The sequence below is a fragment of the Psychrobacter immobilis genome, assembly GCF_904846285.1.
Classification (GTDB): domain Bacteria; phylum Pseudomonadota; class Gammaproteobacteria; order Pseudomonadales; family Moraxellaceae; genus Psychrobacter; species Psychrobacter immobilis_D.
The window spans coordinates 233,095-256,575 of the sequence record NZ_CAJHAD010000001.1; the positions used below are offsets into that span (position 1 = coordinate 233,095).

Below are 23,481 nucleotides of genomic sequence, written 5' to 3' on the forward strand. Positions count from 1 at the left end.
ATCAATTAACGCCACATCAGTTCACTGCAAGGTAGCCGGCTTTAGAAAAATACTGCTGTCCAGCAGGTGAGCGCAAATAGTTCGAAAAATCTGTCGCGGCAGTATTATTATTAAGTACTATCCCATCTTGCAAAATAGCTGGATAAGAGTCTGGCGCTAACGTATAAAACTGCTCAGGCGTGGCTTTAATCGCCGTCAGCTGTGATTGGGCAACAAAGCCATAATCGACATTGCCAGTATGGGCATATTGAAACGCTTGCCCAATATTTTCAGCTTGTATAATACGATTTTGCTCAGTGAGAGTGTCAAAGATATTTTGCGCCTGTAGATACGCTTGTGCCGACTTGCCATAAGGGGCGAGTTCTGGGTTGGCAATGGTGATTTTGCTATCAGACCCATTCATTAATAATTCGTTTAAAGTAGTAGGGTTTAACTCTTTTAGAGATTTAGTAGTGCTATACAGCGCCAGTTGACCTTGGGTATAGGTAAACGGCTGATGGGTTGCTTCATCAGCAGAATTGGCGTTATCTAACTTTTCTTTGGCAAGTTTGGCAGGGAATTCTTGATTGGCGGACAAAAATATATCATAAGGTGCGCCAGAGGTAATTTGTGCATATAGCTTACCTGAAGAAGCATAGCTCACCTCAATCTCTTGCGCAGGCAAATTTTTATCCATTTTATAACCCGCAATAATCTCAGGCAATACATCAGATAAGTTGGCAGCAGCAGCGATGCGCAGCGTTTGACTCTGCTTAGTAGTGTTGTCGGTGTCCGCTTGAATAGGCTGTGAGGTTTGCTCTTTGCTACAAGCAGTTAGCATTAACGCTAAGCAAGCTGAGGTTATGGTTATTATTTTAATCATTATTATGGAACCTTCCTATTATTGCTCGTTATTGCTCACTGTTATTGCTAAATGTTAGCTAGCGCTTTGAGCAGTTATTTGAATTACATTTTTAACCGTTATTACTAAGCCACTTGGAGGAATCATCTTGGTAATATTCTTGCTTCCAAACCGGAATGTCTGTTTTGATAGTATCTAATATCCAGCGGCAAGCGTCAAAAGCAGGATAGCGATGGGCGGAGACAACGCCAACCCAAACAGCTACATCGCCAATCTCTAACGCACCGATACGATGAATGGCAATGGCATGAGTAATCTCAAAGCGCTTTTTGGCCTCTTCGATAATGACGCGACCCTGATTGATGGCGAGGTCTTCATAACCATAATAGGTCAAACGATTGACGCTACTGGCATTATTATGATTGCGTACCCGTCCCTCAAAGCACACAAATGCGCCGCAGCTGTCATTATCGAGCGTTTTTTTAAGGCGGCTTTCATCAATATCAGTATCTAACAGTGCAAAACCATCACGTTCAGCGATGAGATACGCTTCATCGATGCTACGCTTGATGCTCATCGACTGCCCATGTACATTGTCTGTCATTTCTTCTGCCTATTATTTAAAAATATGGTATAACGAGGTTTTTAACTTTTAAGCATAGCGATAAAGTAACGCCGTTTATAAAAAGTAGATTGATAAAGAAGGATAAAGGAATCTTTTAATAAAAAGCTATTTTGAATTAACCACCAGCAACTGGGGTGATAAAAACCACACTATCGCCCTCATAAATCTCATCTGTCCACTTAGCAAAGTAATCATTTACTGCCACGCGTAGCTCTGACTGCGGGCGACTAAAACGATGCTTTTGGCGCAGCTGCTCATACAGTTCGGTCAATGAAGTTAACTGTGGCACAGTGATTTTTTCTTCATGACAATTGGCTTCATCGGCTAAGCTAGCGAAATATAAGACGTTAATATTCATCGTGGTGTCTAACTTAGAATGTGTATTGCTTTCTATTAAAGTGCTCATAGCAATCTCCCTTATTTATGAACTGCTTAACTTTATAGTTTTCAAATTATTTTCAGGCATGTTGATAGTCGGACTTACCGCCGGTTTTTTTCATGAGATGGATATTATCAATCACAATGTCATGCGAGATTGCCTTAGTCATATCATAAATGGTCAAACAGGCAACACTAACGGCGGTTAACGCTTCCATTTCTACCCCAGTTTTATGGGTGACTTTAACGGTAGCGGTCACGGTAATGCTACGGTGAGTATCATCGTAAATAAAGCTTAAGCTGATTTTATCTAGGGGCAGAGGATGACAAAGTGGAATCAAATCGTGGGTGCGTTTGGCGGCCATGATACCGGCAATATGAGCGGTCTGGGTGATGCTGCCTTTTTTGGTCATACCGTCAGCGGCTTTGATTTGCGTATAAATATCTGCAGGAAAAACGACCTGTCCGCTTGCATGTGCTTCTCTGGTGGTGGGCGTTTTGCCACTCACATCAACCATGGTGATATCACCGTCGCTATCTAAATGTGATAAGCCCGACTGCTTGCTTGACTGCTTGGTTAGTTGGTTACTGTTGTTTTGACTGTCGCTATTCATTCTTTATTTCTCTTAAATGGCAGATTTTTCTTAAAGCATGTTGCTATCAACCAAAATTTTTATAGGTCGCCCAAAGCTAAACAAGCACGTGCAAAATCTTTAGGCGTATTAAAATTGGTTAAATTTTGCCATGCTTTTGCAAAAGGGACAGGCTGCACAATCGGCTTAATAAACTTCATTACTTGCCGCTGTCCAGCGTCAATATACTGCTTTAACTCAGGTTCAATACTCAAACGATAAACGGCTAATAATGGATATAAATGACTGTCATCGGTCAGGCAAATGATAGATTTGTCTGCAGCTTGCGTAATATAAGGTTTCAGTTTTTGCCATAAATCGCTTATAGGAATCAAGCTATCACAGCTAATGACCATCAACCAAGATTGCTGCCAGTTTGCATCTTTCGTTAATTGGTTTGAACTTGCCAAAGATTGCAATGCTGCTTCAATCGCTACCAACGCGCCGCCGGTTTCCATCTGCTCGTCATCATCACCATAAAGAGTATTGCTAGACAGATAATCAGCGATATGAATGATTGGCGACTGCGGTTTTTTCTTAGTCAAATCTACATTGACGCTAAATCCACGTCCATTATCTGCAATCATGATAGGTAGATTGCTCATCATTGCGGCACTTAATTCAAGCGCTTGTCTGACATGATAATCAAGCAAACGTTCGCCTGTTGGTAATATAAGCTCAGCTTTTGGCGACCCCATACGCTTGGATGCGCCGCCTGCCAAGATAACGATACCGGCTAAGCGGTTCAATCTATCTACTTCAATTAAGCTATCCGAAACTTCAACCATGAATCAATCATGACCTGGATTGGTGCGCATAAAGTGCGGTACAAAATTACAAGGACGCGTGCGGCTATCGAGCTGCTCTTCTAAGATACCTTCCCAAGCGGTGCGGCAAGCACCTGAAGAACCAGGTAGGCAAAAAATACCTGTGCCATTTGCCATGCCAGCGACGGCGCGAGATTGGATGGTAGACATGCCGATATCGTCTTTTGAGATTAAGCGGAACATCTCACCAAAGCCATCGACCGATTTATCAAATAATACGCTAACCGCCTCTGGCATGCTGTCTCTAATATAAAAGCCAGTACCGCCAGTGGTAATAATAGCGTGCACATCTGGGTCTGCAATCCAGCCACTAATCACGGCTCTGATTTTATAAATATCATCAATAATCAGCTGACGATCTGCCAGCTGGTGCCCTGCTGCGGTCAGTTGGTCGACCAAATACTGCCCTGAAGTATCTTCTGTAAGAGTACGACTGTCAGAAACCGTTAAGATGGCGATATTAAGCGGGGTAAAGGGGGCTTGCAGCTTACTCATGGATGTTCCTTAATAAATACGCTCGTTGTGAAAATAAAAGTTTTTATTATTAATAAATTAACCACCAATCATCGACAAATTATTCATCATGCCGCTGTTTGATTCGTGAAGATGATGATGTTCAGGTTTGATTGGCATAAAGCTGTGCAGGGTATTAACGAGACCAGCCACATCGTCTTGTTCGAGATACTGACGAATATCGTAGTTACCTTGGTCAAATAAGCACAAATGCACCTTGCCTTGGCTACTGACCCGCAGGCGATTGCAGCTATCACAAAAATGAGCAGCGTAAGGGGCAATCATACCGATACGGCCTTTATAATCTGGATGGCTATATTCTATTGCTGGACCGTCATTGCTGCCACGTATATGGGTTTGCCAGCCGTTTTTTAATAAGTAATTGGTAATAATATCGGACTGTGCATGCTGCGCAAAAAATAAGTCACTGTTGTCACTGGTCTGCATAAATTCAATAAATCGATAGGTAACGGCTCTGTCTTTGATGTATTCGATGGCATTCATCAGATTTTCAAAGGCCGTTTCTGCCATTAAAATACTGTTTATTTTTAGCTTAATATCTGTGGTTGCAAGTAAAGTATCCATATCAGCCAAGAGCTGAGGCAACATGTCAAAGCCAGTCATCTTATGAAAAGTAGCAGCATTAAAGCTATCCATACTGATATTGATCTGATTAAGCCCAGCGGCTTGCCAATTGGCTAAGTGCTTGCCAAGCTTATAACCATTGCTGGTCATGGCAACGGTTTCAATGCCTTCGGTGTTTTTGATTATTTTAATAATTTCTACCACATCACGGCGTATAGAGGGTTCACCGCCAGTAATTCTGACTTTTTTAGTGCCAACTTCGGCAAAGCCGCGGATTAAGGTGGCAATTTCGCTGATACTGAGCTCGTTTTGTGGTGGTTTGCCTTGATAGCCATCTGGCAGGCAATATTCACAGCGAAAATTACAGAAATCAGTAATCGATAGACGCAAATAGGTTAGACGTCGTGCGAAACCATCGGTTAATGGTTGAGAGAGCGTGACCGGAGAATACGTCGACGTGATAGCAGTTTTCGATGAGTCAGCATCAAAAACAGCGGGTGCAGCGGCAGGCGAATACAATTGCACGTTGCCTGCGTTGGGGGCAAGATGGTTCATAGATGATTACCATTAATATTAAGTATAGTGTGTACTTTTAGGCGTTGCCTCAGGTTGTGAGTGGGAATTTCTATTTAGATACGATTATGACAGCTGGCAAGCAAATAACTATTCACCGTAAGTGAGCTAAAAACTACTACCAAAGTAGTAGATAGTATTTGATAGTAAACAATCAGTTTCTCATGATTAACGGTATAAAGAGTTATTAACTGTGTAACTCTTTATACCGTTGATTAGCCATGCAGCTTTTTAGCTATACAGTTATCAATGAATCAATTATTTAGCTGTTATTTAGCAGTGCAACCAAGGGAAGGGCTGTACGGTTACTGTTTCGCCAGCAGCTACATTGCCAGAATCTTGTGCCAAAACAATAAAGCAATTGGCGTGGCTAAGCTGTTTAATACGGTGTGATTGTTGCTTGCTAAAGCTTTCAACTTCAAACTCGCCCGCTGCATTCTGCGACAAAATACCTCTTTGAAAATCCATCCGTCCGGCTGATTTTTTTATATCGTTTTTAAGAGTGGCGATTAGGCTGAGCTGCATGGGTCGCTCTTGTGGCACAGCGCCTGCCATTTGCCACAAGGCTGGAATGACAAATTGCAAGCTGCCAACCACGGTCGATAGCGGATTACCGGGTAAGCCAAAATATAGTACTGGCTTAGCAAGATTTTGCGTCAGCTCACCAAAGACAAACGGCTTGCCGGGTTTCATCGCGACTTTATAATGGTTAATCTGCCCAAGCTGCTCAATGACAGTGGTCAAAAAATCATAGTCGCCAACCGATACGCCCGCAGTAGAGATAAGTACGTCACACTCTTGCATCGCTTGAGTTACGGCAGCGGTAGTTTTATCTAAATCATCAGCAATGATGCCATAATCTCGAATAGTGACGGGCAAGTCAGATAGCAAGCTTTTTAAAGTGGGGGTATTAGAGTTATAGATTTGCGCCAAGCTGTTCAGCTCATGACCAATCGCAACCAGTTCATCGCCCGTCGCGAGCACACCAACGATTAAAGGCTGATAGACATTGACTTTATCTAGCCCTAAATTAGCCAGTAGGCTGATATCACTAGGATTTAAGCGCTTACCCTTTAATAAAACCGCTTCGCCAGTTTCAATTTCTTCGCCTTGCTTACGGATATTATCATCATGCTTAGCGTTTTGACTGAGAGTGATGGCATAGGGCTGTGATTTATCAATACTGTCTTTTATCGCGGCAAAATTGGTGTTTTCTTGCATAATGACCGTATCACAGCTATCAGGAACGACCGCACCAGTAAAAATGCGGACGCCTTGCCCTGATTGTATATTACCACTGTAAGGGCTGCCCGCTTGTGATTCACCGACGATATCAATCGTGCTGTTTGCTGAGAGTATGCTGTCTTTAGCAATCGCATAACCATCCATCGCCGATAGGTTTTGCCTTGGTATCGCAAAAGGCGAGACAATATCTTCTGCCAATATATGATTACGGCTGTCTAATAAGTGGTAGCACGCGACTGCTCTTTTATTGAGCGGATAGTCGTTGGTATTATAAGTTTCTATACGCTGCTGTATTTCAAAGATTAGCCCTGCAACCGTAATCATAAACGTTTACTCATTTTATCAAAATTGAACTGTATTATTAATATGAAACTGCATATAGGTATAAAGAATAGGTTATATGCTGGCAATCTTTATACCGTAGCAGCTACTTTATAACATAAGAGCTACTTTATATCATAAGAAGTAAGCGACTGACAGTATATTGCTTAGCCGCGGAAAATATTCTCTTGCTCAAGCGTCATGTCGATACCTTCGATTTCAGCTTCGTTCGCTAAAGTAAATAAGTAGTCGCATAATGACTGGTGAAACGCCTGCTGGCTCAGCTTATTGTGGATAGCAGGGCTAACTTGCTCATAAGTCATCTGTATGCCAGGTTCTTTATTGAGCACATCAACGATATGAAAACCGTAACGGCTCTCGATAGGGCTTGGAGCAAGTCCTGCGTCTAATTTAAATAACGCACCTTCGAATTCTTGTACGGTTTGCCCTTTGCTAATAACGCCCAGCTCGCCACCTTGCTCTTTTGAAGGGCAAGCTGAATGCTGGCGTGCTAATTGAATAAACTCGGCGTCAGGATTGGTATTGTTTTTGATTTGTTCAATTAATTCGTAAGCGGTCTTTTTAAGCTTTAAGCGCTCATCGCCATCTTCAGGCAGGCATGCCAATAAAATATGGCGTACGGTCATAATGGGGTCGGTCTTAAAATCAGTGATGTTTTGATTATAATAGCGCTCACAAGTTGCCATATCTGGCATCGTCGCTTCAACGTTTTTGTCTATCAGGCTCGAGATCGCTTGCTCTTCGTCGTTTTCCCATGCCGCTTCACCAAGGCTTGGCTCATCTAAAACTGCCAATCTAAGTAATTCACGCACAACCAGCGCTTGTGTCGCTAAATATACCGCATCTTCTTTGTTTTCGGCTGGATGATACTGTAGCTCTTGGGCGATATTGGTTCTATCTATCATCACGCCATTAACCGTCACTGAAGGCAGCTCATCACGGCTAGAAGCAATCAGGTTCTTATGGTTGCTGCGTTCTTCGGCCATCGCTTTTTCGATAAATTCTTGATCAGAATGTGGTTTTTGTAAATCCGTCAAGGTTGGCATCAGATGCACGATATCATCACCATGGTTGTGCTCATGGCTATGATCATGGCTGTGGTCATGGCCACAATTATGACTGCTGTGTGTGTTATCAGCACCAGTAGGGGCATGAGCAGCATGGTCAATATGAGTGTCACTACTAACGTGATTATTTACGTTATTAGTCGTCGTGTGGTCGGCTGGATTGTAGGTACTGACAGTCATGGCTTTTGCTCCACTAAGGGTTCTGGTAATAGGAATTTTAAAATACAGTCAATCTTAAACTACAGTTAATATGAGTATGACGATTAAAAATATTTGTGCTAAAGCTACTTGCGTTACAAATTATTTATACTAAAAACTATTTGTACTAAAAATCATGAGTATTAAAGCGAAATAAAAAAATAGAGCCGCCTTTAAATGATGTTACTGCTAATGAAGCATTTAAAGGTGGCTCTATGGCTGTTGCTAAGTGACTTTATACTATCTTTAACAAAGTATTGAGCGTATTTTCTATCTTACTCAATGCTTAGTTAGACTGATAGTACTAAGCCAGCTCTAGGCTCATCTTCGGACCAAAGGGTTCGTAATGAACGCTATCAACGCCATGGTCAAGAGTCATTAAGCCATCAATGATACTTTCCATAAACATCATAGAGCCACAGACATAAATATCGGCAGGCTTCGGTAAATTGGCAAGCCACGCCTCATCTAAGATTTGCCCAGAGTCAAAGTAGAAGATGTGCTTTTCTACATTTTCGGCAGCGGCAAGCAACTCATTAACTTTGCTGTCAAAGGCATGATGTTCTTTATTCTGACAGGCATAAACCCAAACGATAGGGCGTAGCGGGTTGGCAGTTACTTGCGCCTCTAACATCGATAAAATTGGGGTGACACCGACACCTGCACTGACCAATACCAATGGGATTTCGTTTTGTTGTACCAAATCTTGATTGAGCTCAAAATCACCGGCAGGGGCAGATAATAAAATCGTATCGCCAACATCTAAGTGATCATGTAAATAGTTTGACACTAAACCATTATATTCATTGCGGTTGTCACGTCTAACGGCAAACTGAATGCCTTTATCGCTATTGGCTGAATATAAAGAATAATGACGTAGGGCAATATGGTCGCTGTCTGTTGGATCAGTTTTAAAGGTGATGTATTGACCGGCAGACAGTTTAAGTTTGTTTAAATCAATATCATCGTTTGCAGGAACGACAGTAAATGCGGCAATATCAGTCGCAGCTTCTGATTTTTCGGTAATTGTAAACGGGGCGAAACCTTCCCACATCTCTTGCTCGTACATGCCTTTTTCTAACTGAATAAAGATATCGGCAATTTCATCATAGGCTTCTGTCCAAGCATCGATGATGTCATCGTTTGCCGCTTCACCCAGTACTTCTTTGATAGCACCCAATAAATGATGACCAACGATAGGATAGTGCTCAGGCAAAATTTGCAAAGCACGATGCTTATGGCTTATTTGGGTAACTTGCGGCAATAGTGTCGCTAAGTTTTCCAAATGCTTGGCTGCTGCCAAAACGGTCATAGCCAGTGCAGTTTGCTGACGGCCTAATTTTTGATTGGTTTCGTTAAAAATATCGAGCAGTTCAGGATGTTCGTTGAACATGTTTTTATAAAATACGGTAGTAATCGCGGTCCCATGTTCTTCGAGCACAGGTACGGTTGCTTTCACGATTTCTAATGTTTGTGGTGACGCCATGGTGGATCCTTTAGTGATATTTCACATTGATAAGTTTAGGGATTAAAGTTCTTTTTAAGAACCTGACAAACATTATTAGACGTTATAAAAGCGCTGGGATTGAGCCTGTAACCGTCTAATAATTGAGTGGTTTCCATAAGATTCATTAAAAATGAATCTTATGGTATCGTAACTTTATCTAAACATCAATGCTGTATCACTATTGTGGATATTTCTATTGCGAACGTTTCTCTCTTACAATCTGGTAACGGCGACCGAAATACCAGATTGGTGCGCTGATAATATGAATAAGGCGTGTGAATGGGAATATCGCAATCAGGGTGATACCGAGCGCCATATGTAGCTGATAAATCAAGTCAGTTTGCTCGATACGTGCCGCTGCCTGCCAAGGTCTTAAGATAGTGATGTCTTGTGCCCAGCCTGCCAAATTCATCATGGTGTAGCCATCTAAATGCTTCACTGAGGTAAAGATGGAAATAAGACCTAAGTTAAGCTGAATAAATAACAGCACCAGTACCAATTTGTCCGAGAACGATGAAGTGTTTGAGATGCGGTCATCAGTAAAGCGCCGCCATATCAGCATTGCCAAACCAAACCAACAAAATACCCCCGCGATACCACCGACAACCACCGCTAAAATTTGCTTATGGCCGGCACTGATAAAACGGTCATAAAGAAAATGCGGCGTCAACATGCCAAATAAATGTCCAAGCAATACCACGATAATACCGACGTGAAATAAGTTGCTGGCAAGGCGCATGTTTTTGGTTCTGAGCATTTGCGTCGAACCAGATTTCCATGAATACTGAGATAAATCAAAACGTACCCAAGTACCAATGATAGCGATGGTCAATGCTATGTACGGATAAACGCCAAAAAGGAAAATTTGCAGCCAACTGAGATTGGCTAAAGACTGTACACTAGGATCTGCAATATTCATGTCCTTTCTCCTTATTATGGTTTAACCGCTGAGGTGGTTTTAAAGTCTACCCAGTGCACAGGGGCATCGACAGCATTTGGATTGGCTCTAACACCCGCTTTTGCAGCAAGGTTTTGGGTGCTGGTTTGAGAGGAACAACGCTCTTCTTGCTGCGCATCCAAAAACGTCACGACTTCTTCTTCCCACTCTTTATCTAAGGCCTCAAAGCTATCATCGGGCTTTTCTTTGCTGATTTTCTCTTGATACTCTTCGACTATGTCTAAAGGCTTTCCAGCAATCTGCAATAGCGCATTAAAGCAGCCTTTATACATACTGCCGCGATGCTCAAGTCTGGCAGCGAGCAAGGCAATGATATGGCTGACATCGGCGATATCCATACGAATCTGAATATCATCGTTGATAACGGTCGCTTGATAGGCTAAAAATTCTAGATATAAAGGTAGATAATCAGGCAGCTCTTTGACGCTAATGGCAAAGCCAGCTTCTTCGTACTGACCCATCAAATCGACCATCGCTTGACCACGGTCGCGCGACTCGCCATGCACGTGTTCAAACAACCATAGTGATAAAGAGCGACCGCGCTCAAAAAGTCCGTCATAACGCGCTTGCGCTTCAAGAGAGCCGGTATCGATTAAATCTTCAATCAAGTCAATGATTTGCGCACGTACTTCGGGGCTAATAATGGTTGACCTAGCAACAATCTCTGTGCAATCAGCAAGCGTATCGCCTAAAAATAACTCATTGCTTGGATAATCGATAAGTAAGCTTAGGACTTTGAGTATTTTTAAGTCTGAAGCGCCAATCATCGGCGTCTCAATAATGTCATTTACTGAACTGCTGGTACGAACTTGAGTAGTTTGCATCTTATGACTCCCACTTTTGGACAGTATCGATGAAATCGCGGCGATTGGCTTTACGTTGTCCAAACATACTGTTGTCAGAATGTCCTGAACAGCCCTCGCCAAAGGTAAATCCGCAACCATTACGTTCAGCAAAAGCGTCACTTAACGCCTCTTCACGATGTGCCGTTGGAATCACAAAGCGGTCTTCGTAGTTGGCGATAGCGAGATAGCGATACATCTCTTCAACTTGTAGCTTGGTTAAGCCAACATCATCTAAAATGCTTTGAACTTCTTGTTTTTCGACCAGTTGCATACGTTTGTAGCTACGCATCGCAAGCAGACGTTTTAGCGCCAAACGTACAGGCTCTTCATCACCAGCGGTCAAGAGGTTGGCTAAATAACGTAGCGGAATACGTAAGCTGTCGACATCTGGAATCAGACCATCCATACCGACTTTGCCTGCTTCAGCCGCATTTTGAATCGGTGATAATGGCGGCACATACCAAACCATTGGTAGCGTGCGGTATTCAGGATGTAGAGGTAGCGCAAGTTTCCAATCAACTGCAAGCTTATAGACTGGTGAGCGCTGCGCAGAATCAATCACTGACTGCGGGACACCGTCTTTTAATGCTTGAGCAATAACAGCAGGGTCGTTAGGATCTAAGAATAAATCCAATTGCGCCGGATAAATGTCTTTTTCATTTGGTGTACTAGCGGCTTCAGCAATTTTGTCAGCGTCATATAGCAAGACACCTAAATAGCGGATACGACCGACACAGGTTTCTGAACAAACAGTTGGCAAGCCAGCTTCAATACGTGGATAACAGAAGATACATTTTTCTGACTTTCCGGATTTCCAGTTGTAATAAATCTTTTTATAAGGGCAGCCTGAGATACACATACGCCAGCCACGGCATTTTTCTTGATCAATTAGGACGATACCGTCTTCTTCGCGCTTGTAGATAGCGCCACTAGGACAAGCTGCGACGCACGTTGGGTTCAAGCAATGCTCGCATAGACGCGGCAAATACATCATGAAAGTATTTTCGTACTCGCCATAGATGTCGGCTTGAATGTTGTCAAAGTTTTTATCTTTGCGGCGTTTTTCGAACTCCGTCCCTAAGATCTCTTCCCAGTTAGGGCCCCATTCAATCTTTTGCATGCGCTTGCCAGTGATGGCTGAACGCGGGCGGGCGATAGGCTGATGGTTGCTGATAGGTGCGGTATGAAGATGCTGATAATCGAAATCAAACGGTTCGTAATAATCATCAATCTCTGGTAAATCAGGGTTAGCAAAGATATTTGCCAATACTCTGAATTTACCACCGATGCGTGGATTGATGGTGCCGTTGGCATTACGGATCCAACCGCCTTTCCATTTGGTTTGGTTTTCCCATTCTTTCGGGTAGCCGATACCGGGCTTTGATTCAACGTTGTTAAACCACGCGTATTCCATACCTTCACGGCTGGTCCAGACGTTTTTACAGGTGACTGAGCAGGTGTGACAACCTATACATTTATCAAGGTTAAGCACCATGCCGACTTGCGAACGAATTTTCATTGATGTGCTCCAAATTTTAGTAGAAAAAGCAGCTCTCTATTCTTCATTGAGGTCGTTTTAAAAAGAAGATTTTAAAACGACCTATTTGCAATAGAAGAAAACGCTTTAATCCTCAATGGTGGTTGGTAGTGGACGCGGTAATTCGTTATCAGGCTTGTCTTCGAGCCAGTCGATTTTTGACATCTTACGAATCACGACAAACTCATCACGGTTACAACCCACGGTGCCATAGTAGTTAAAGCCATAAGATTGCTGGGCATAGCTACCAATCATATGTGTCGGTTTCAAGATAGTACGGGTCATTGAGTTATGAATACCACCACGCGTACCGGTTTGCTCGGAACCTGGGATATTGACCAGTTTTTCTTGAGCGTGGTACATCATGGTCATGCCTTCTTTTACCCGTTGGCTGACGATGGCACGAGCGGTCAGCGCGCCGTTGGCATTAAATAGCTCAATCCAGTCGTTATCGACGATACCTGCTTTTGCCGCATCGACTTCTGACATCCAAACACAAGGTCCACCGCGGCTTAGGGTCAACATTAATAAGTTTTCAGAGTAGGTACTGTGGATGCCCCACTTTTGGTGCGGTGTTAAGAAGTTCAGTACAATCTCTTTGTTACCGTTTGGCTTGGCATCTTTAAGCAGCTCAGTGGTTTTAGTATCAATCGGTGGACGATACTGCTGCATTTGCTCGCCAAACGCCTGCATCCAAGGATGGTCTTGATAAAACTGCTGACGACCAGTCAGGGTACGCCAAGGAATCAGCTCATGAACGTTGGTATAGCCGGCGTTATAACTCACCTGATCCGACTCAATCCCTGACCACGTTGGGCTTGAAATAATCTTACGCGGCTGGGCGACGATATCTTTAAAGCGGATTTTTTCATGTTCGCTAGATTTGGCAAGATGAGTATGGTCGCGACCGGTGAACTGTGACAATGCCGCCCAACCTTTTACCGCGACATGACCATTGGTTTCAGGTGCGAGCATCAAAATCATTTCAGAAGCATTGATAGCGGTATTGAGGCTTGGTCTGCCTTCAGAAATACCGGGATCAGTCACTCTATGATTTAAATCACCGAGCTGTTTGACTTCGGTCTTCATATCCCAGTTCAAACCTTTTGAGCCGTTGCCTAATTTTTCTAAAGCAGGACCCATAGAAGTAAACTTCTTGTAAGTATTTGGATAATCACGCTCAACCACCATAATCATCGGACAGTTTTTACCCGGTACTGGTTTTTCGCCAGCGGTTTTCCAGTCAGTGCCACCAAAAGGCTGTGCTAATTCACCCGGGGTATCATGTTGCATCGGCAAGGTGACGACATCGGTTTCAACGCCTAAATGACCTTTTGAAACTTCAGAGAAGCTCTTGGCAATCCCTTTATAAATTTCCCAATCGGTTTTAGATTCCCATGCAGGGTCGGTCGCTGCAGTAAGTGGGTGGATAAACGGATGCATGTCTGAGGTATTCATGTCATCTTTTTCGTACCATGTAGCAGTCGGTAGCACGATGTCAGAATACAGACAGGTCGACGACATACGGAAGTCTAGAGTGACAACTAAGTCCAATTTACCGGTAGGACCTTTTTCTACCCAATCGACTTCTTTTGGTTGCAGATGACCCTCGGCGTTTTCTTCATTAAGCAGGCCGTTTTTGGTACCCAAGAAATACTTGAGCATATATTCATGACCTTTACCTGATGAGCCCAATAAGTTTGAGCGCCAGATAAACATGTTGCGCGGGAAGTTGGCCGGATTATCAGGAGATTCACAAGCAAAGCGTAAGCTGCCATCTTCGAGAGAGTCGACAACATATTCTTCTATATCTTTGCCGCTATCTTTGGCTTTGGCCGCGATGGTCAATGGGTTACGGTTTAATTGTGGCGCAGAAGGCAGCCAGCCTGCACGCTCTGCTTGAATATTGTAGTCAAGCATATGCTCTGGGAAGAATTTTTTATTGACGAGTGGCGATAGGATTTCATGGGCAGAAATAGTTTCATGACGCCACTGTGAGCTGTGCGTATAGAAGAAACTGGTACCCGCCATATGACGCGGTGGACGCATCCAGTCGAGGGCAAATGCCAATGGCAACCAGCCGGTTTGTGGGCGTAGTTTTTCTTGACCAACATAATGTGCCCAGCCACCGCCAGATTTACCGATACAGCCACACAGCATCAGCATGTTAATCACGCCGCGATAGTTCATATCGAGGTGATACCAGTGATTCATCCCAGCGCCGATGATAATCATCGATTTACCATGCGTTTTATGAGCGTTTTCAGCGAACTCACGTGCGACTTGGATAACGCGCTCACGGCTAAGACCCGTGATGACTTCTTGCCAAGCAGGCGTGCCCGGAACCGTCTCGTCATTGTAATCATCGGTGACATGTTCACCACCAACACCGTTATCCACGCCAAGATTGGCAACGGTTAGATCAAATACAGTGGCGACGATAGCGGTGCTGCCATCGGCAAGGGTAATGGTTTTACAAGGGACAGTTTTTTGCTGTATTGCTTCGCCCGGTACAGAGGTGAAGTGTGGGTGTGACACATGACCAAAGTAATCAAAGCCGACTATGCAGGTTTCATTGCTATCTTTTAACGTCAGTGTTAGGTCAATATCTGCGCCTGTCGTACCATTCTTTTGCTCAAGATTCCATTTGCCTTTTTCGCCCCAACGATAACCGATAGAGCCGAGTGGGGAAACCAGTTCACCATCACTATTTAGACCGATGGTTTTCCATTCTGGGTTGTTTTCTTGACCTAAATTATCGATTAAGTCAGAAGCACGCAGATAGCGACCCGCATGGCGCGCGCCTTCTTCACCTTCTAGCATAACTAGCACAGGTAAATCAGTGTAGCGTTTGGCGTAATCTAAGAAGTAATCGCTTGGCTGCTTAAGATAAAACTCTTTGATAATCACATGACAGAATGCTTGCGCAACTGCCGCATCAGTACCTTGTTTTGGATTTAACCATAAGTCAGTAAGTTTAGAGACTTCAGCGTAGTCAGGCGTGATTGAAACGGTTTTGGTACCTTTATAACGCACTTCGGTAAAGAAATGCGCATCAGGTGTACGCGTTTGCGGAACGTTTGAGCCCCACGCGATAATATAATCAGAGTTGTACCAATCGGCTGATTCTGGCACGTCAGTTTGCTCGCCCCAAACCATTGGCGAGGCTGGTGGCAGGTCACAATACCAGTCATAGAATGATAAGCAAACACCGCCAATCAACGATAAATAACGACTACCCGCAGCATAACTGACCATCGACATCGCAGGAATCGGAGAGAAGCCAACGATACGGTCAGGGCCAAAAGTTTTGGCGGTATAAACGTTACTGGCAGCGATGATTTCGTTGACTTCCGCCCACGTTGAGCGAATGAAACCACCCAAGCCGCGCTTGGATTTGTACTGTTCTGCTTTGATAGGGTCTTGGACAATACTGCCCCATGCATCGACCGGATCAGGATATTGCGCTTTGGCTTCACGCCATAATTTTAGAAGCGGCTTACGTACCTTAGGATATTTAACACGGTTGGCTGAATACATATACCAGCTATAGCTTGCGCCACGTGGGCAGCCACGCGGTTCGTGGTTTGGTAGATCTGGACGGGTTTCAGGATAGTCGGTTTGCTGCGTCTCCCACGTCACCAAGCCGTTTTTCACGTAAATTTTCCACGAGCAAGAACCGGTACAGTTGACACCATGCGTTGAGCGCACAACTTTGTCATACTGCCAGCGGCTACGATATACGTTTTCCCAATCACGAGCTTCATCACGCGTCTCGCCATGCCCATCGGAAAATTCGCCCTGTTTACGTTTAAAAAAACGGAATTGGTCGAGTAAATGGCTCATTTCGCTATCCTCTGTTTTATTGCCTATGGTGTATCTAGAGCTGAGTGCAGAATGCTTCTATCTTTATCTTGCTATGCACATAAGCCGTAAATATTTTTCGATGGTGTCATTTTAGTTAAGCCATCACGCTGTTACTATCAGCTAACATGAGCAGAGCCCTACCACCTTAGTAGTAGCTGCTAAAACTGAGAACTCATTTAAAACACTATTAAATCTAAGTTATTAATGATGATTAATAACTCAAAAGTCGTTAACAAGTATTTAAAACAAAAAAAGTGCTACTTACGCTGGCAAGTAGCACTATAAAGAGAGACGTTTGAATTAAAAGAAATATCCTTAATAGCTTTATATAAGTGAATCAGCTTAACAAGGAATCTCAGCGTTAGGACGGCTGTAATACCACCAAGTTAATACAATACATAGAACATAAAAGACAATTAATGCTATAAAAGTGCCATCGACGCCCAGTCCTGAACCGAACATCTTCGGTACAAAGAACGCGCCATAGGCGGCGACTGCCGAGGTAAACCCAACCACCGCTGCAGACTCTTTACGTATCTCGACAAACAACTCTTCTGTCCCTGCTTTTTCAGGCTCACGGCGGTCATGAAAGGTTCTAAAAATAACCGGAATCATGGTAAAGGTCGAGCCGTTACCGATACCTGTGGTAATAAATAGCACCATAAAGGAGATAAAGTAGCCGACGAAGCTGCCCTCATGGGTTTCGCTAGGTAGGAAATACATCACCGCAAATACTGCCAATACCATCACAATATAGTTCCAAAAAGTGACTTTTGCGCCGCTGGTTTTATCAGATATCCAGCCACCTAGTGGACGAAATAGTGCGCCCACCAGAGGACCTAAAAAGGCAAATTTAAGCGCATCAATAGCAGGGAACGAGTTCTTAATCAACATCGGAAACGCGGCTGAAAAACCAATGAACGAGCCAAACGTCGCCATATAAAGGATACACATGATCCAGTTATGTTTGCGTTTAAAGATAACCGCTTGGTCTTTAAAAGAAGCCTTGGCGGTGGCAATATCGTTCATGCCAAACCAAGCCAGCGCTGAAAATAGTAGGATAAAGGGTACCCAGATAAAGCCAGCATTTTGCAAATAAAACAGTTTACCGCTTGCAGCTACTTGTGGGTTGCCGCCTAAGCTCCCAAAGGCTGCCACCAATATAATCATCGGTACCACGAACTGCATGACCGAGACGCCAAGGTTACCTAAGCCGGCGTTTAAACCAAGTGCAGTGCCTTGTTCTGCTTTTGGAAAGAAGAACGAGATATTGGACATGGACGAGGCGAAGTTACCGCCGCCAAAGCCGCAAAGCAGCGCAATAATGGCGAATGTCATAAACGGCGTTTCAGGATTTTGTACCGCAAAGCCCATCCATAACGCTGGAATCAACAGAGATAAAGTCGATATCGCGGTCCAACGACGACCACCAAAAATCGGTACCATAAAAGAATAAAAAATCCGTAGCGTTGCGCCTGATAGACCGGGCAGCGCCGCTAACCAAAATAGCTGCCCGCCATCAAAATCAAAACCAATCTCTGGTAAGCGCACGATGACCGCGCTCCATACCATCCATACCGCAAATGCCAATAGTAAGGATGGAATAGATATCCATAAATTTCTACGGGCAACTTTTTTACCGCCACCCTCCCAAAACTCTTTTACTTCTGGTCGCCATTCAGTGATGAGCTTACCACCTTTGGAGTTGTAATCATTGCCCATACTATTCCTCACTTAATATCATCTATGCTTAGTTATAATGGATATTTTTATAACGCTAAGCAGCTATAAAAATTGTCATAGGCAGTCGTTTTATTGATTTATGATGACTGCTTATGTATATGTTAGATTGGTGCGGAAAATTTATATTGGTTGCCAAGGCGTTTTTGGTGAGCATTAGCCATGACACTTGATAAGCACAGCCAATCTTGACAGTTAATCGTGTCAAGCAATCATGACAACCAATGATGATAACTATCAATCTTATAAAAATGATACCTCACAGTACTTCGTTATCGCGATAAAGAGTATTCATACATAGTGGTATACTGATGGCTAAAAGGGGTATATTAGGGGCAGAGTTATTACTAAAAGTTTGCTTTTTTATTGATTAGTAAGCGCTTTTGTTATTTCAAATGTTTGTTTTTAAAGGCCTGTTTTTAAAGTGGTCTCTTTTGAAGTATTGAAGTATTGAAGTGCGGCAGTTTTGAATCTAATTACGTTTAATTTACTTTAAGTGCGCTAGCTTTTAAACAGAGCGCTTCACTGGCCATATTTAACCCTTTTTTCCACTAATTTTGCTGGGTGAATGCTATTCATGAGTTCTAATCAACGCAGGCAGTCTTTGGCCCTTCATGCTTGGGGCGCTATTATCATCATTGCCATCTTATCTTTGATGTCGGCGCTAGGTAGTGGGGCACTGGCGTGGGTCGCAAAATCTGATGCGGAAGCCATTAATACGGCAGGCTCAATACGCATGGCAACCTATCGTATCAACTTTCAGATAGCGACAGATTTTTCAGATGACCATCCTTTTAGCCCAAGTTTAAGTATTCGCCAAAACGACGTAAGCGATAAAGAGAATAAGCAGAGCGCCAAACAAGACAAATTAGACTTCGCTAATAAAACTAACCCTGAAAAGATAGATATTCTCAGTCGAGACATGGAAAATCGACTCGAAGAATTACAGGTTTATCAGCTGACGAGCGCCAATAGACATGTGCGCATCAATGAGCAGCTTAATGAGATAAAAGAGCAATGGTATCAAGATTTAAAGCCGGCGTTATTAGCGCAAGACAAGCAAGGTTTTTATAGCGTTTCATCGCGCTATATCGAAGATGTGAATCACTTTGTCGGTGAGCTGCAGTACCGAAACGAGCAGCGCCAGACCTGGCAGCAAAACCTGCAAATACTTTCATTGATACTCATCGTTATTATGGTATTAATCGGTATGCGCCGAATGCAAAAATTGGTACTCATGCCCATTAAGCAACTAATTACAGCCAATAATGAATTTAAAAGAGGTAAGAGCCAGACTCGGGTGTCAATCAAGGGCTATCGAGAGTTTGAAGTGCTGGGTAATTCTTTTAATGACATGGCAAGTACGATTGAAACCTATCAGCGCTCGCTTGAAAGTGAAGTGCAGATAAAAACCCAGCATCTAGTCAAAGCCAACCAAGTACTGTCACTGTTTTATGACTTTTCAAAATCGCTGACCACCAGCCAAGTGAGCTTATATCGCCTCGATGCTTTGATTGCAGATTTTAGTAAAACCTTGCCGCATTTAGAATTTACCTTGTGTATCCAGAATAAATATATCACCAATAAAAACTCAATCGTGCTGCATGGCGACCAAATGAAAGAGCTGTGTAAAAAGCTTAGCTGTGATAGTTGTATTACTAAAAATGGCGAGCATACCAAGACCTATCCCATCGTCCATCAACAAGAAGCGTTTGGAGAATTGCGCGTACGACCAAAGTCGGCACTGGTGATGAATCGCTCTTTTATCGCTGATAATGGCATTAATAATAATGAAACAAGTAATGATATAACGCCTGAACAGCGCATAAGAATGACAGAGGCAGGGAGTATTTTCCCGTTTAGCAGTCCTGAATTAGATGCACAAAATAACGAGCTCATCGTCTCGCTGACCAATTTAATCAGTACCGCGCTATCACTACGTAAACAAAGACAACAAGAGCATCAGCTGATTTTATTTGAAGAGCGTTCGACGATTGCCAGAGAATTGCATGACTCGTTGGCGCAGTCGTTGTCTTATTTAAAAATCCAAGTCAGTGTTTTAGAGCGCCACCTCAAAAACCAAATGAGTGAATCGGAGGCACCCGCTATCTATCAGAATATCGAACAAATAAAAGTAGGTTTGGGTTCGGCATATCGGCAGCTAAGAGACTTATTGGTAACGTTTCGTTTAACCATTGATAATGATAATTTTGATGAAGCATTGCATGAAGCCGCTAGTGAATTCGCCTTAAAAGGCGGTTTTATAATAAAGGTAAACAATGACATTATGACGCTCAATTTGAGTGCTCATGAACAGATAGATTTAATTCAGATTGCTAGAGAAGCGCTATCGAACATCAGTCGGCATGCACAAGCGCAAAATGTCGAGATTCATCTGCGGTATGAAGAAGGTGATAAGCATATCCTCATGCGTATCATCGATGATGGCGTTGGCATGTCAGGCAGTGTCGATCAAACCCAGCACCATGGCTTGATGATTATGAAGGAGCGCGCTCACAATATCGGCGGCGAGCTCATCGTGACTGATAATAAACCACGCGGCACCATTATCACCGTCAGGTTTGAGCCCAACTTCTTTGATGAAGAAAATAATCAGGACGCTTATTTATAAGTTAAGAGAACGATAGTGTTAAGCGCTTAACTTATTGTTATGACATTTAATTTTTTGCCTGATTCTTTGAGTTAGTTTCGTGTTAAATAATAAAATCCTTGTACCATTTTTTTTATTTGTGAGTATGTTATGAGCACCAAAGTTTATACCAGTACGTCGCCCGCGCGCCTATTATTGGTCGATGACCATCCGATGTTACGCCGCGGCATCTCTGAATTATTAAGTCTTGAGGACGATGTCAAAGTCGTTGGTGAAGCCAGCAATGGTCAAGAGGCATTGGTATTTTTGGAAAATAACGACGTCGATTTGGTGATACTAGACCATAAAATGCCAGTGCTCACCGGTATCGAAACCTTACGAGAAATCAAAGCCAGAAATATTAATACTAAGACCGTATTGTTTACGGTTTCAGATAGCGGTGAGGACGTACAAGAGGCGTTAAAATTGGGCGTCGACGGTTATCTGTTAAAAGATATGGAGCCTGAGCTGATTATTATTGATATCAGAAAAATACTGCGTGGCGAGTTGGTTATTAGTCCCAACTTAGCTTCGATACTTGCCCAAACGTTGCGCACACCCAGTATTGAAGATATCGCCAGTAATCTGACCAGTAGAGAACTACAAGTCATTCAGATGATTGCTGAAGGGCTGAGTAATAAAATGATTGCCAATAATCTAGATATTGCCGAATCAACGGTAAAAGTACACGTTAAGCATATCCTCAATAAAACCGGTCTGCGCACACGAGTAGAAGCGGCGGTGTGGACGGTGAACCATTTGTCTAAGTAGCTGTTTTTAAGCAAGCTATTTTAAGTAGCTGTTTTTTTAAATAATGATAGTTAAGTTAAAAGCATCTATCGCCTTTATCTAAAACAAAAACCCACTTAACTCTGGCTAAGTGGGTTTTTGTTTTTTATCGAAGATATTATTAATAACTAGCCTTAGAATAACTAGCCTTGTTCTGCCGCAATCTGCCGATCGACAGAGGACATTTTATATTCATCACCAAAGGCATCTTCAGGTTCTTCCAACCAGAAATAACACACAATCCACGCAATAAATGCGCCGACCGCGATGATATAAAAGAACTGGTTGGGCTCTACAAAGGTGTAAATGAACAAGTAAAATACTGCGCCGACGTTACCATAAGCGCCTGCCATACCTGATATCTGACCGGTTAGACGACGCTTAATCGAAGGAATAATCCCAAACGTCGCGCCTTCTGCCCCTTGTACAAATACCGAACACAGAATGGTAAACACCACGGCGATAAATAGCGGCCACTCGGCATTGAGCACGCCCATCAGCACAAAACCAATGCCGATACCAAACATATAAATCAGCATGACCAAACGACGATTACCGACTTTATCAGAGATATAACCACCGAGTGGTCGCGCCCATAAATTGACAAAGGCAAAGGTAGAGGCAATCAAGCCCGCAGCGGTTGGATCAAGTTTCCAAGTCGCGGCAAAGAACATCGGTAGCATAGAAACCACCGCCAACTCTGCGCCAAAGTTGGCAAAATAGCTGACATTCAGCGCCGCAACTGATTTAAAGGGGTATTTATCATCTTCTGGAATACCGGCTTTAAGCATCGGTAGATTGACACTCAGGGCTTTATAAATTTGATAAACAACCATTAATACAATCGTGCTATAAGCAATGATAGCGCCTGTTGCACTCAAAAAGCCCATTGCTTGTGTGCGATATACCAGCAACGACAACACGCCGTATAAAGGAATGATAAACAAGCAATATAACCACAAGTCCTTCCACGTAGATACTTCTAACGCGCCCGCTTTACGAGATTTTTTATGGGTACCAACTTCTGGTCCATCGGTGATTAAAAACCAATATGCCACACCATATAACGCCATTAATAAGCCAGATAAAGCAATTGCCCAGCGCCAGCCATCATCACCGCCAAAAAACTGCAAGGCAACGGTTGGAATAGTAATCGCCGCTGCCGCAGAACCAAAATTGCCCCAACCGGCATAAAAACCTTCAGCAAAACCGATGTCTTTTGGTTTAAACCATAAGGTCGTCATATGAATACCAACGACGAAACCTGCACCGACGATAGACATAAATAAACGCGCGACGAATAGCTGCGAGGCAGAGTTACCAAACGCGAAAAACCACGTCGGTATCGCCATCACTACCATCAGTATAGAAAACACGCGCCGTGGACCAAAACGGTCCAATGCCATGCCGACGATGACGCGCCCCGGAATCGTTAGCGCGACGTTAGCAATTAAAAATAATTTGATATGATCAGGGGTTAAATAACTTTCTGTCTGTAGCATCGACGTTGCAAGCGGTGCCATATTAAACCAGACATAAAAGGTGAGAAAAAAGGCAATCCACGTATAGTGCAGTGCCCTAATATCACGGCGTTCAACCTCGAGTAATTCTTTTGCATGCATGATAATGTCCCCATTATAAATTCTGATGCTGATAATGGATACAAAATAGCAATAAAGGAGAATCATAACCATTGAGCGAAAGCAGTATAGGGTTTACTTTCCATACTACTTAATGGGGAGGACAAAGGTTAATTGAGACA

General features: G+C 43.2%; 18 protein-coding genes. 2 read left to right on the top strand and 16 right to left on the bottom strand.

Annotated features, from left to right (window positions below; genetic code table 11):
• Positions 1-16: 16 nt before the first annotated feature.
• The 15 genes from modA to JMX13_RS01125 all read right to left on the bottom strand — a co-directional run bounded on the left by modA (position 17) and on the right by JMX13_RS01125 (position 18,262).
• Complete coding sequence (gene modA / locus JMX13_RS01055) at positions 17-862, bottom strand: molybdate ABC transporter substrate-binding protein (RefSeq protein ID WP_201608975.1); 846 nt, start codon at positions 860-862, stop codon at positions 17-19.
• Positions 863-953: 91 nt separating this feature from the next.
• Complete coding sequence (locus JMX13_RS01060) at positions 954-1,445, bottom strand: molybdenum cofactor biosynthesis protein MoaE (RefSeq protein ID WP_201608977.1); 492 nt, start codon at positions 1,443-1,445, stop codon at positions 954-956.
• A gap of 136 nt (positions 1,446-1,581) precedes the next feature.
• On the bottom strand, positions 1,582-1,872 hold the full coding sequence (locus tag JMX13_RS01065; RefSeq protein WP_201608978.1) for a MoaD/ThiS family protein: 291 nt from the start codon (positions 1,870-1,872) through the stop codon (positions 1,582-1,584).
• A gap of 52 nt (positions 1,873-1,924) precedes the next feature.
• Positions 1,925-2,458 carry a cyclic pyranopterin monophosphate synthase MoaC gene (moaC, locus tag JMX13_RS01070; protein ID WP_201608980.1) on the bottom strand — a complete coding sequence of 178 codons (534 nt, stop codon included), beginning with the start codon at positions 2,456-2,458 and terminating at the stop codon, positions 1,925-1,927.
• A 59-nt stretch (positions 2,459-2,517) separates the two neighbouring features.
• Positions 2,518-3,264: a molybdenum cofactor guanylyltransferase gene (locus JMX13_RS01075; RefSeq protein WP_201608982.1), complete on the bottom strand. Its 747-nt coding sequence runs from the start codon at positions 3,262-3,264 to the stop codon at positions 2,518-2,520.
• A gap of 3 nt (positions 3,265-3,267) precedes the next feature.
• A complete protein-coding gene (gene moaB, locus JMX13_RS01080) occupies positions 3,268-3,798 on the bottom strand; it encodes a molybdenum cofactor biosynthesis protein B (protein ID WP_201608983.1) in 531 nt (176 codons plus the stop codon).
• Between the two features lie 57 nt (positions 3,799-3,855).
• Positions 3,856-4,956, bottom strand: a complete 1,101-nt coding sequence (gene moaA / locus JMX13_RS01085; protein ID WP_201608984.1) for a GTP 3',8-cyclase MoaA — start codon at positions 4,954-4,956, stop codon at positions 3,856-3,858.
• Positions 4,957-5,247: 291 nt separating this feature from the next.
• Entirely contained in the window at positions 5,248-6,543 is a 1,296-nt protein-coding gene (gene glp, locus JMX13_RS01090) for a gephyrin-like molybdotransferase Glp (protein ID WP_201608985.1), read from the bottom strand.
• Positions 6,544-6,707: 164 nt separating this feature from the next.
• A complete protein-coding gene (locus JMX13_RS01095; protein WP_201608986.1) occupies positions 6,708-7,808 on the bottom strand; it encodes a peptidylprolyl isomerase in 1,101 nt (366 codons plus the stop codon).
• A 322-nt stretch (positions 7,809-8,130) separates the two neighbouring features.
• On the bottom strand, positions 8,131-9,312 hold the full coding sequence (locus JMX13_RS01100; protein ID WP_201608987.1) for a globin domain-containing protein: 1,182 nt from the start codon (positions 9,310-9,312) through the stop codon (positions 8,131-8,133).
• Positions 9,313-9,526: 214 nt separating this feature from the next.
• Positions 9,527-10,252: a respiratory nitrate reductase subunit gamma gene (gene narI / locus JMX13_RS01105; RefSeq protein WP_201608988.1), complete on the bottom strand. Its 726-nt coding sequence runs from the start codon at positions 10,250-10,252 to the stop codon at positions 9,527-9,529.
• A gap of 14 nt (positions 10,253-10,266) precedes the next feature.
• Complete coding sequence (narJ, locus tag JMX13_RS01110) at positions 10,267-11,058, bottom strand: nitrate reductase molybdenum cofactor assembly chaperone (RefSeq protein WP_201609260.1); 792 nt, start codon at positions 11,056-11,058, stop codon at positions 10,267-10,269.
• Positions 11,059-11,116: 58 nt separating this feature from the next.
• A complete protein-coding gene (gene narH / locus JMX13_RS01115) occupies positions 11,117-12,655 on the bottom strand; it encodes a nitrate reductase subunit beta (RefSeq protein WP_201608989.1) in 1,539 nt (512 codons plus the stop codon).
• A gap of 105 nt (positions 12,656-12,760) precedes the next feature.
• On the bottom strand, positions 12,761-16,519 hold the full coding sequence (locus JMX13_RS01120; protein ID WP_201608991.1) for a nitrate reductase subunit alpha: 3,759 nt from the start codon (positions 16,517-16,519) through the stop codon (positions 12,761-12,763).
• 363 nt (positions 16,520-16,882) lie between these two features.
• A complete protein-coding gene (locus JMX13_RS01125) occupies positions 16,883-18,262 on the bottom strand; it encodes a NarK family nitrate/nitrite MFS transporter (RefSeq protein ID WP_201608993.1) in 1,380 nt (459 codons plus the stop codon).
• A gap of 595 nt (positions 18,263-18,857) precedes the next feature.
• Between JMX13_RS01125 and JMX13_RS01130 the strand changes: the two genes are divergently transcribed.
• Together JMX13_RS01130 and narL are read left to right on the top strand one after the other, a co-directional pair.
• Complete coding sequence (locus tag JMX13_RS01130) at positions 18,858-20,912, top strand: histidine kinase (protein WP_227686159.1); 2,055 nt, start codon at positions 18,858-18,860, stop codon at positions 20,910-20,912.
• A gap of 129 nt (positions 20,913-21,041) precedes the next feature.
• Complete coding sequence (gene narL / locus JMX13_RS01135; RefSeq protein WP_201608997.1) at positions 21,042-21,701, top strand: two-component system response regulator NarL; 660 nt, start codon at positions 21,042-21,044, stop codon at positions 21,699-21,701.
• A gap of 161 nt (positions 21,702-21,862) precedes the next feature.
• Here the strand turns inward: narL and JMX13_RS01140 are convergent, their stop codons facing one another.
• Positions 21,863-23,341, bottom strand: coding sequence for an MFS transporter (locus JMX13_RS01140; protein ID WP_201608999.1), 1,479 nt, complete (start codon positions 23,339-23,341; stop codon positions 21,863-21,865).
• Between the last annotated feature and the right edge of the window lie 140 nt (positions 23,342-23,481).

Bases quoted from the DNA above. Each gene is read 5' to 3' on its own strand.
- modA (WP_201608975.1), bottom strand. From the start codon at position 862: ATGATTAAAATAATAACCATAACCTCAGCTTGCTTAGCGTTAATGCTA.
- JMX13_RS01060 (WP_201608977.1), bottom strand. From the start codon at position 1,445: ATGACAGACAATGTACATGGGCAGTCGATGAGCATCAAGCGTAGCATC.
- JMX13_RS01065 (WP_201608978.1), bottom strand. From the start codon at position 1,872: ATGAGCACTTTAATAGAAAGCAATACACATTCTAAGTTAGACACCACG.
- moaC (WP_201608980.1), bottom strand. From the start codon at position 2,458: ATGAATAGCGACAGTCAAAACAACAGTAACCAACTAACCAAGCAGTCA.
- JMX13_RS01075 (WP_201608982.1), bottom strand. From the start codon at position 3,264: ATGGTTGAAGTTTCGGATAGCTTAATTGAAGTAGATAGATTGAACCGC.
- moaB (WP_201608983.1), bottom strand. From the start codon at position 3,798: ATGAGTAAGCTGCAAGCCCCCTTTACCCCGCTTAATATCGCCATCTTA.
- moaA (WP_201608984.1), bottom strand. From the start codon at position 4,956: ATGAACCATCTTGCCCCCAACGCAGGCAACGTGCAATTGTATTCGCCT.
- glp (WP_201608985.1), bottom strand. From the start codon at position 6,543: ATGATTACGGTTGCAGGGCTAATCTTTGAAATACAGCAGCGTATAGAA.
- JMX13_RS01095 (WP_201608986.1), bottom strand. From the start codon at position 7,808: ATGACTGTCAGTACCTACAATCCAGCCGACCACACGACGACTAATAAC.
- JMX13_RS01100 (WP_201608987.1), bottom strand. From the start codon at position 9,312: ATGGCGTCACCACAAACATTAGAAATCGTGAAAGCAACCGTACCTGTG.
- narI (WP_201608988.1), bottom strand. From the start codon at position 10,252: ATGAATATTGCAGATCCTAGTGTACAGTCTTTAGCCAATCTCAGTTGG.
- narJ (WP_201609260.1), bottom strand. From the start codon at position 11,058: ATGATTGGCGCTTCAGACTTAAAAATACTCAAAGTCCTAAGCTTACTT.
- narH (WP_201608989.1), bottom strand. From the start codon at position 12,655: ATGAAAATTCGTTCGCAAGTCGGCATGGTGCTTAACCTTGATAAATGT.
- JMX13_RS01120 (WP_201608991.1), bottom strand. From the start codon at position 16,519: ATGAGCCATTTACTCGACCAATTCCGTTTTTTTAAACGTAAACAGGGC.
- JMX13_RS01125 (WP_201608993.1), bottom strand. From the start codon at position 18,262: ATGGGCAATGATTACAACTCCAAAGGTGGTAAGCTCATCACTGAATGG.
- JMX13_RS01130 (WP_227686159.1), top strand. From the start codon at position 18,858: ATGAGTTCTAATCAACGCAGGCAGTCTTTGGCCCTTCATGCTTGGGGC.
- narL (WP_201608997.1), top strand. From the start codon at position 21,042: ATGAGCACCAAAGTTTATACCAGTACGTCGCCCGCGCGCCTATTATTG.
- JMX13_RS01140 (WP_201608999.1), bottom strand. From the start codon at position 23,341: ATGCATGCAAAAGAATTACTCGAGGTTGAACGCCGTGATATTAGGGCA.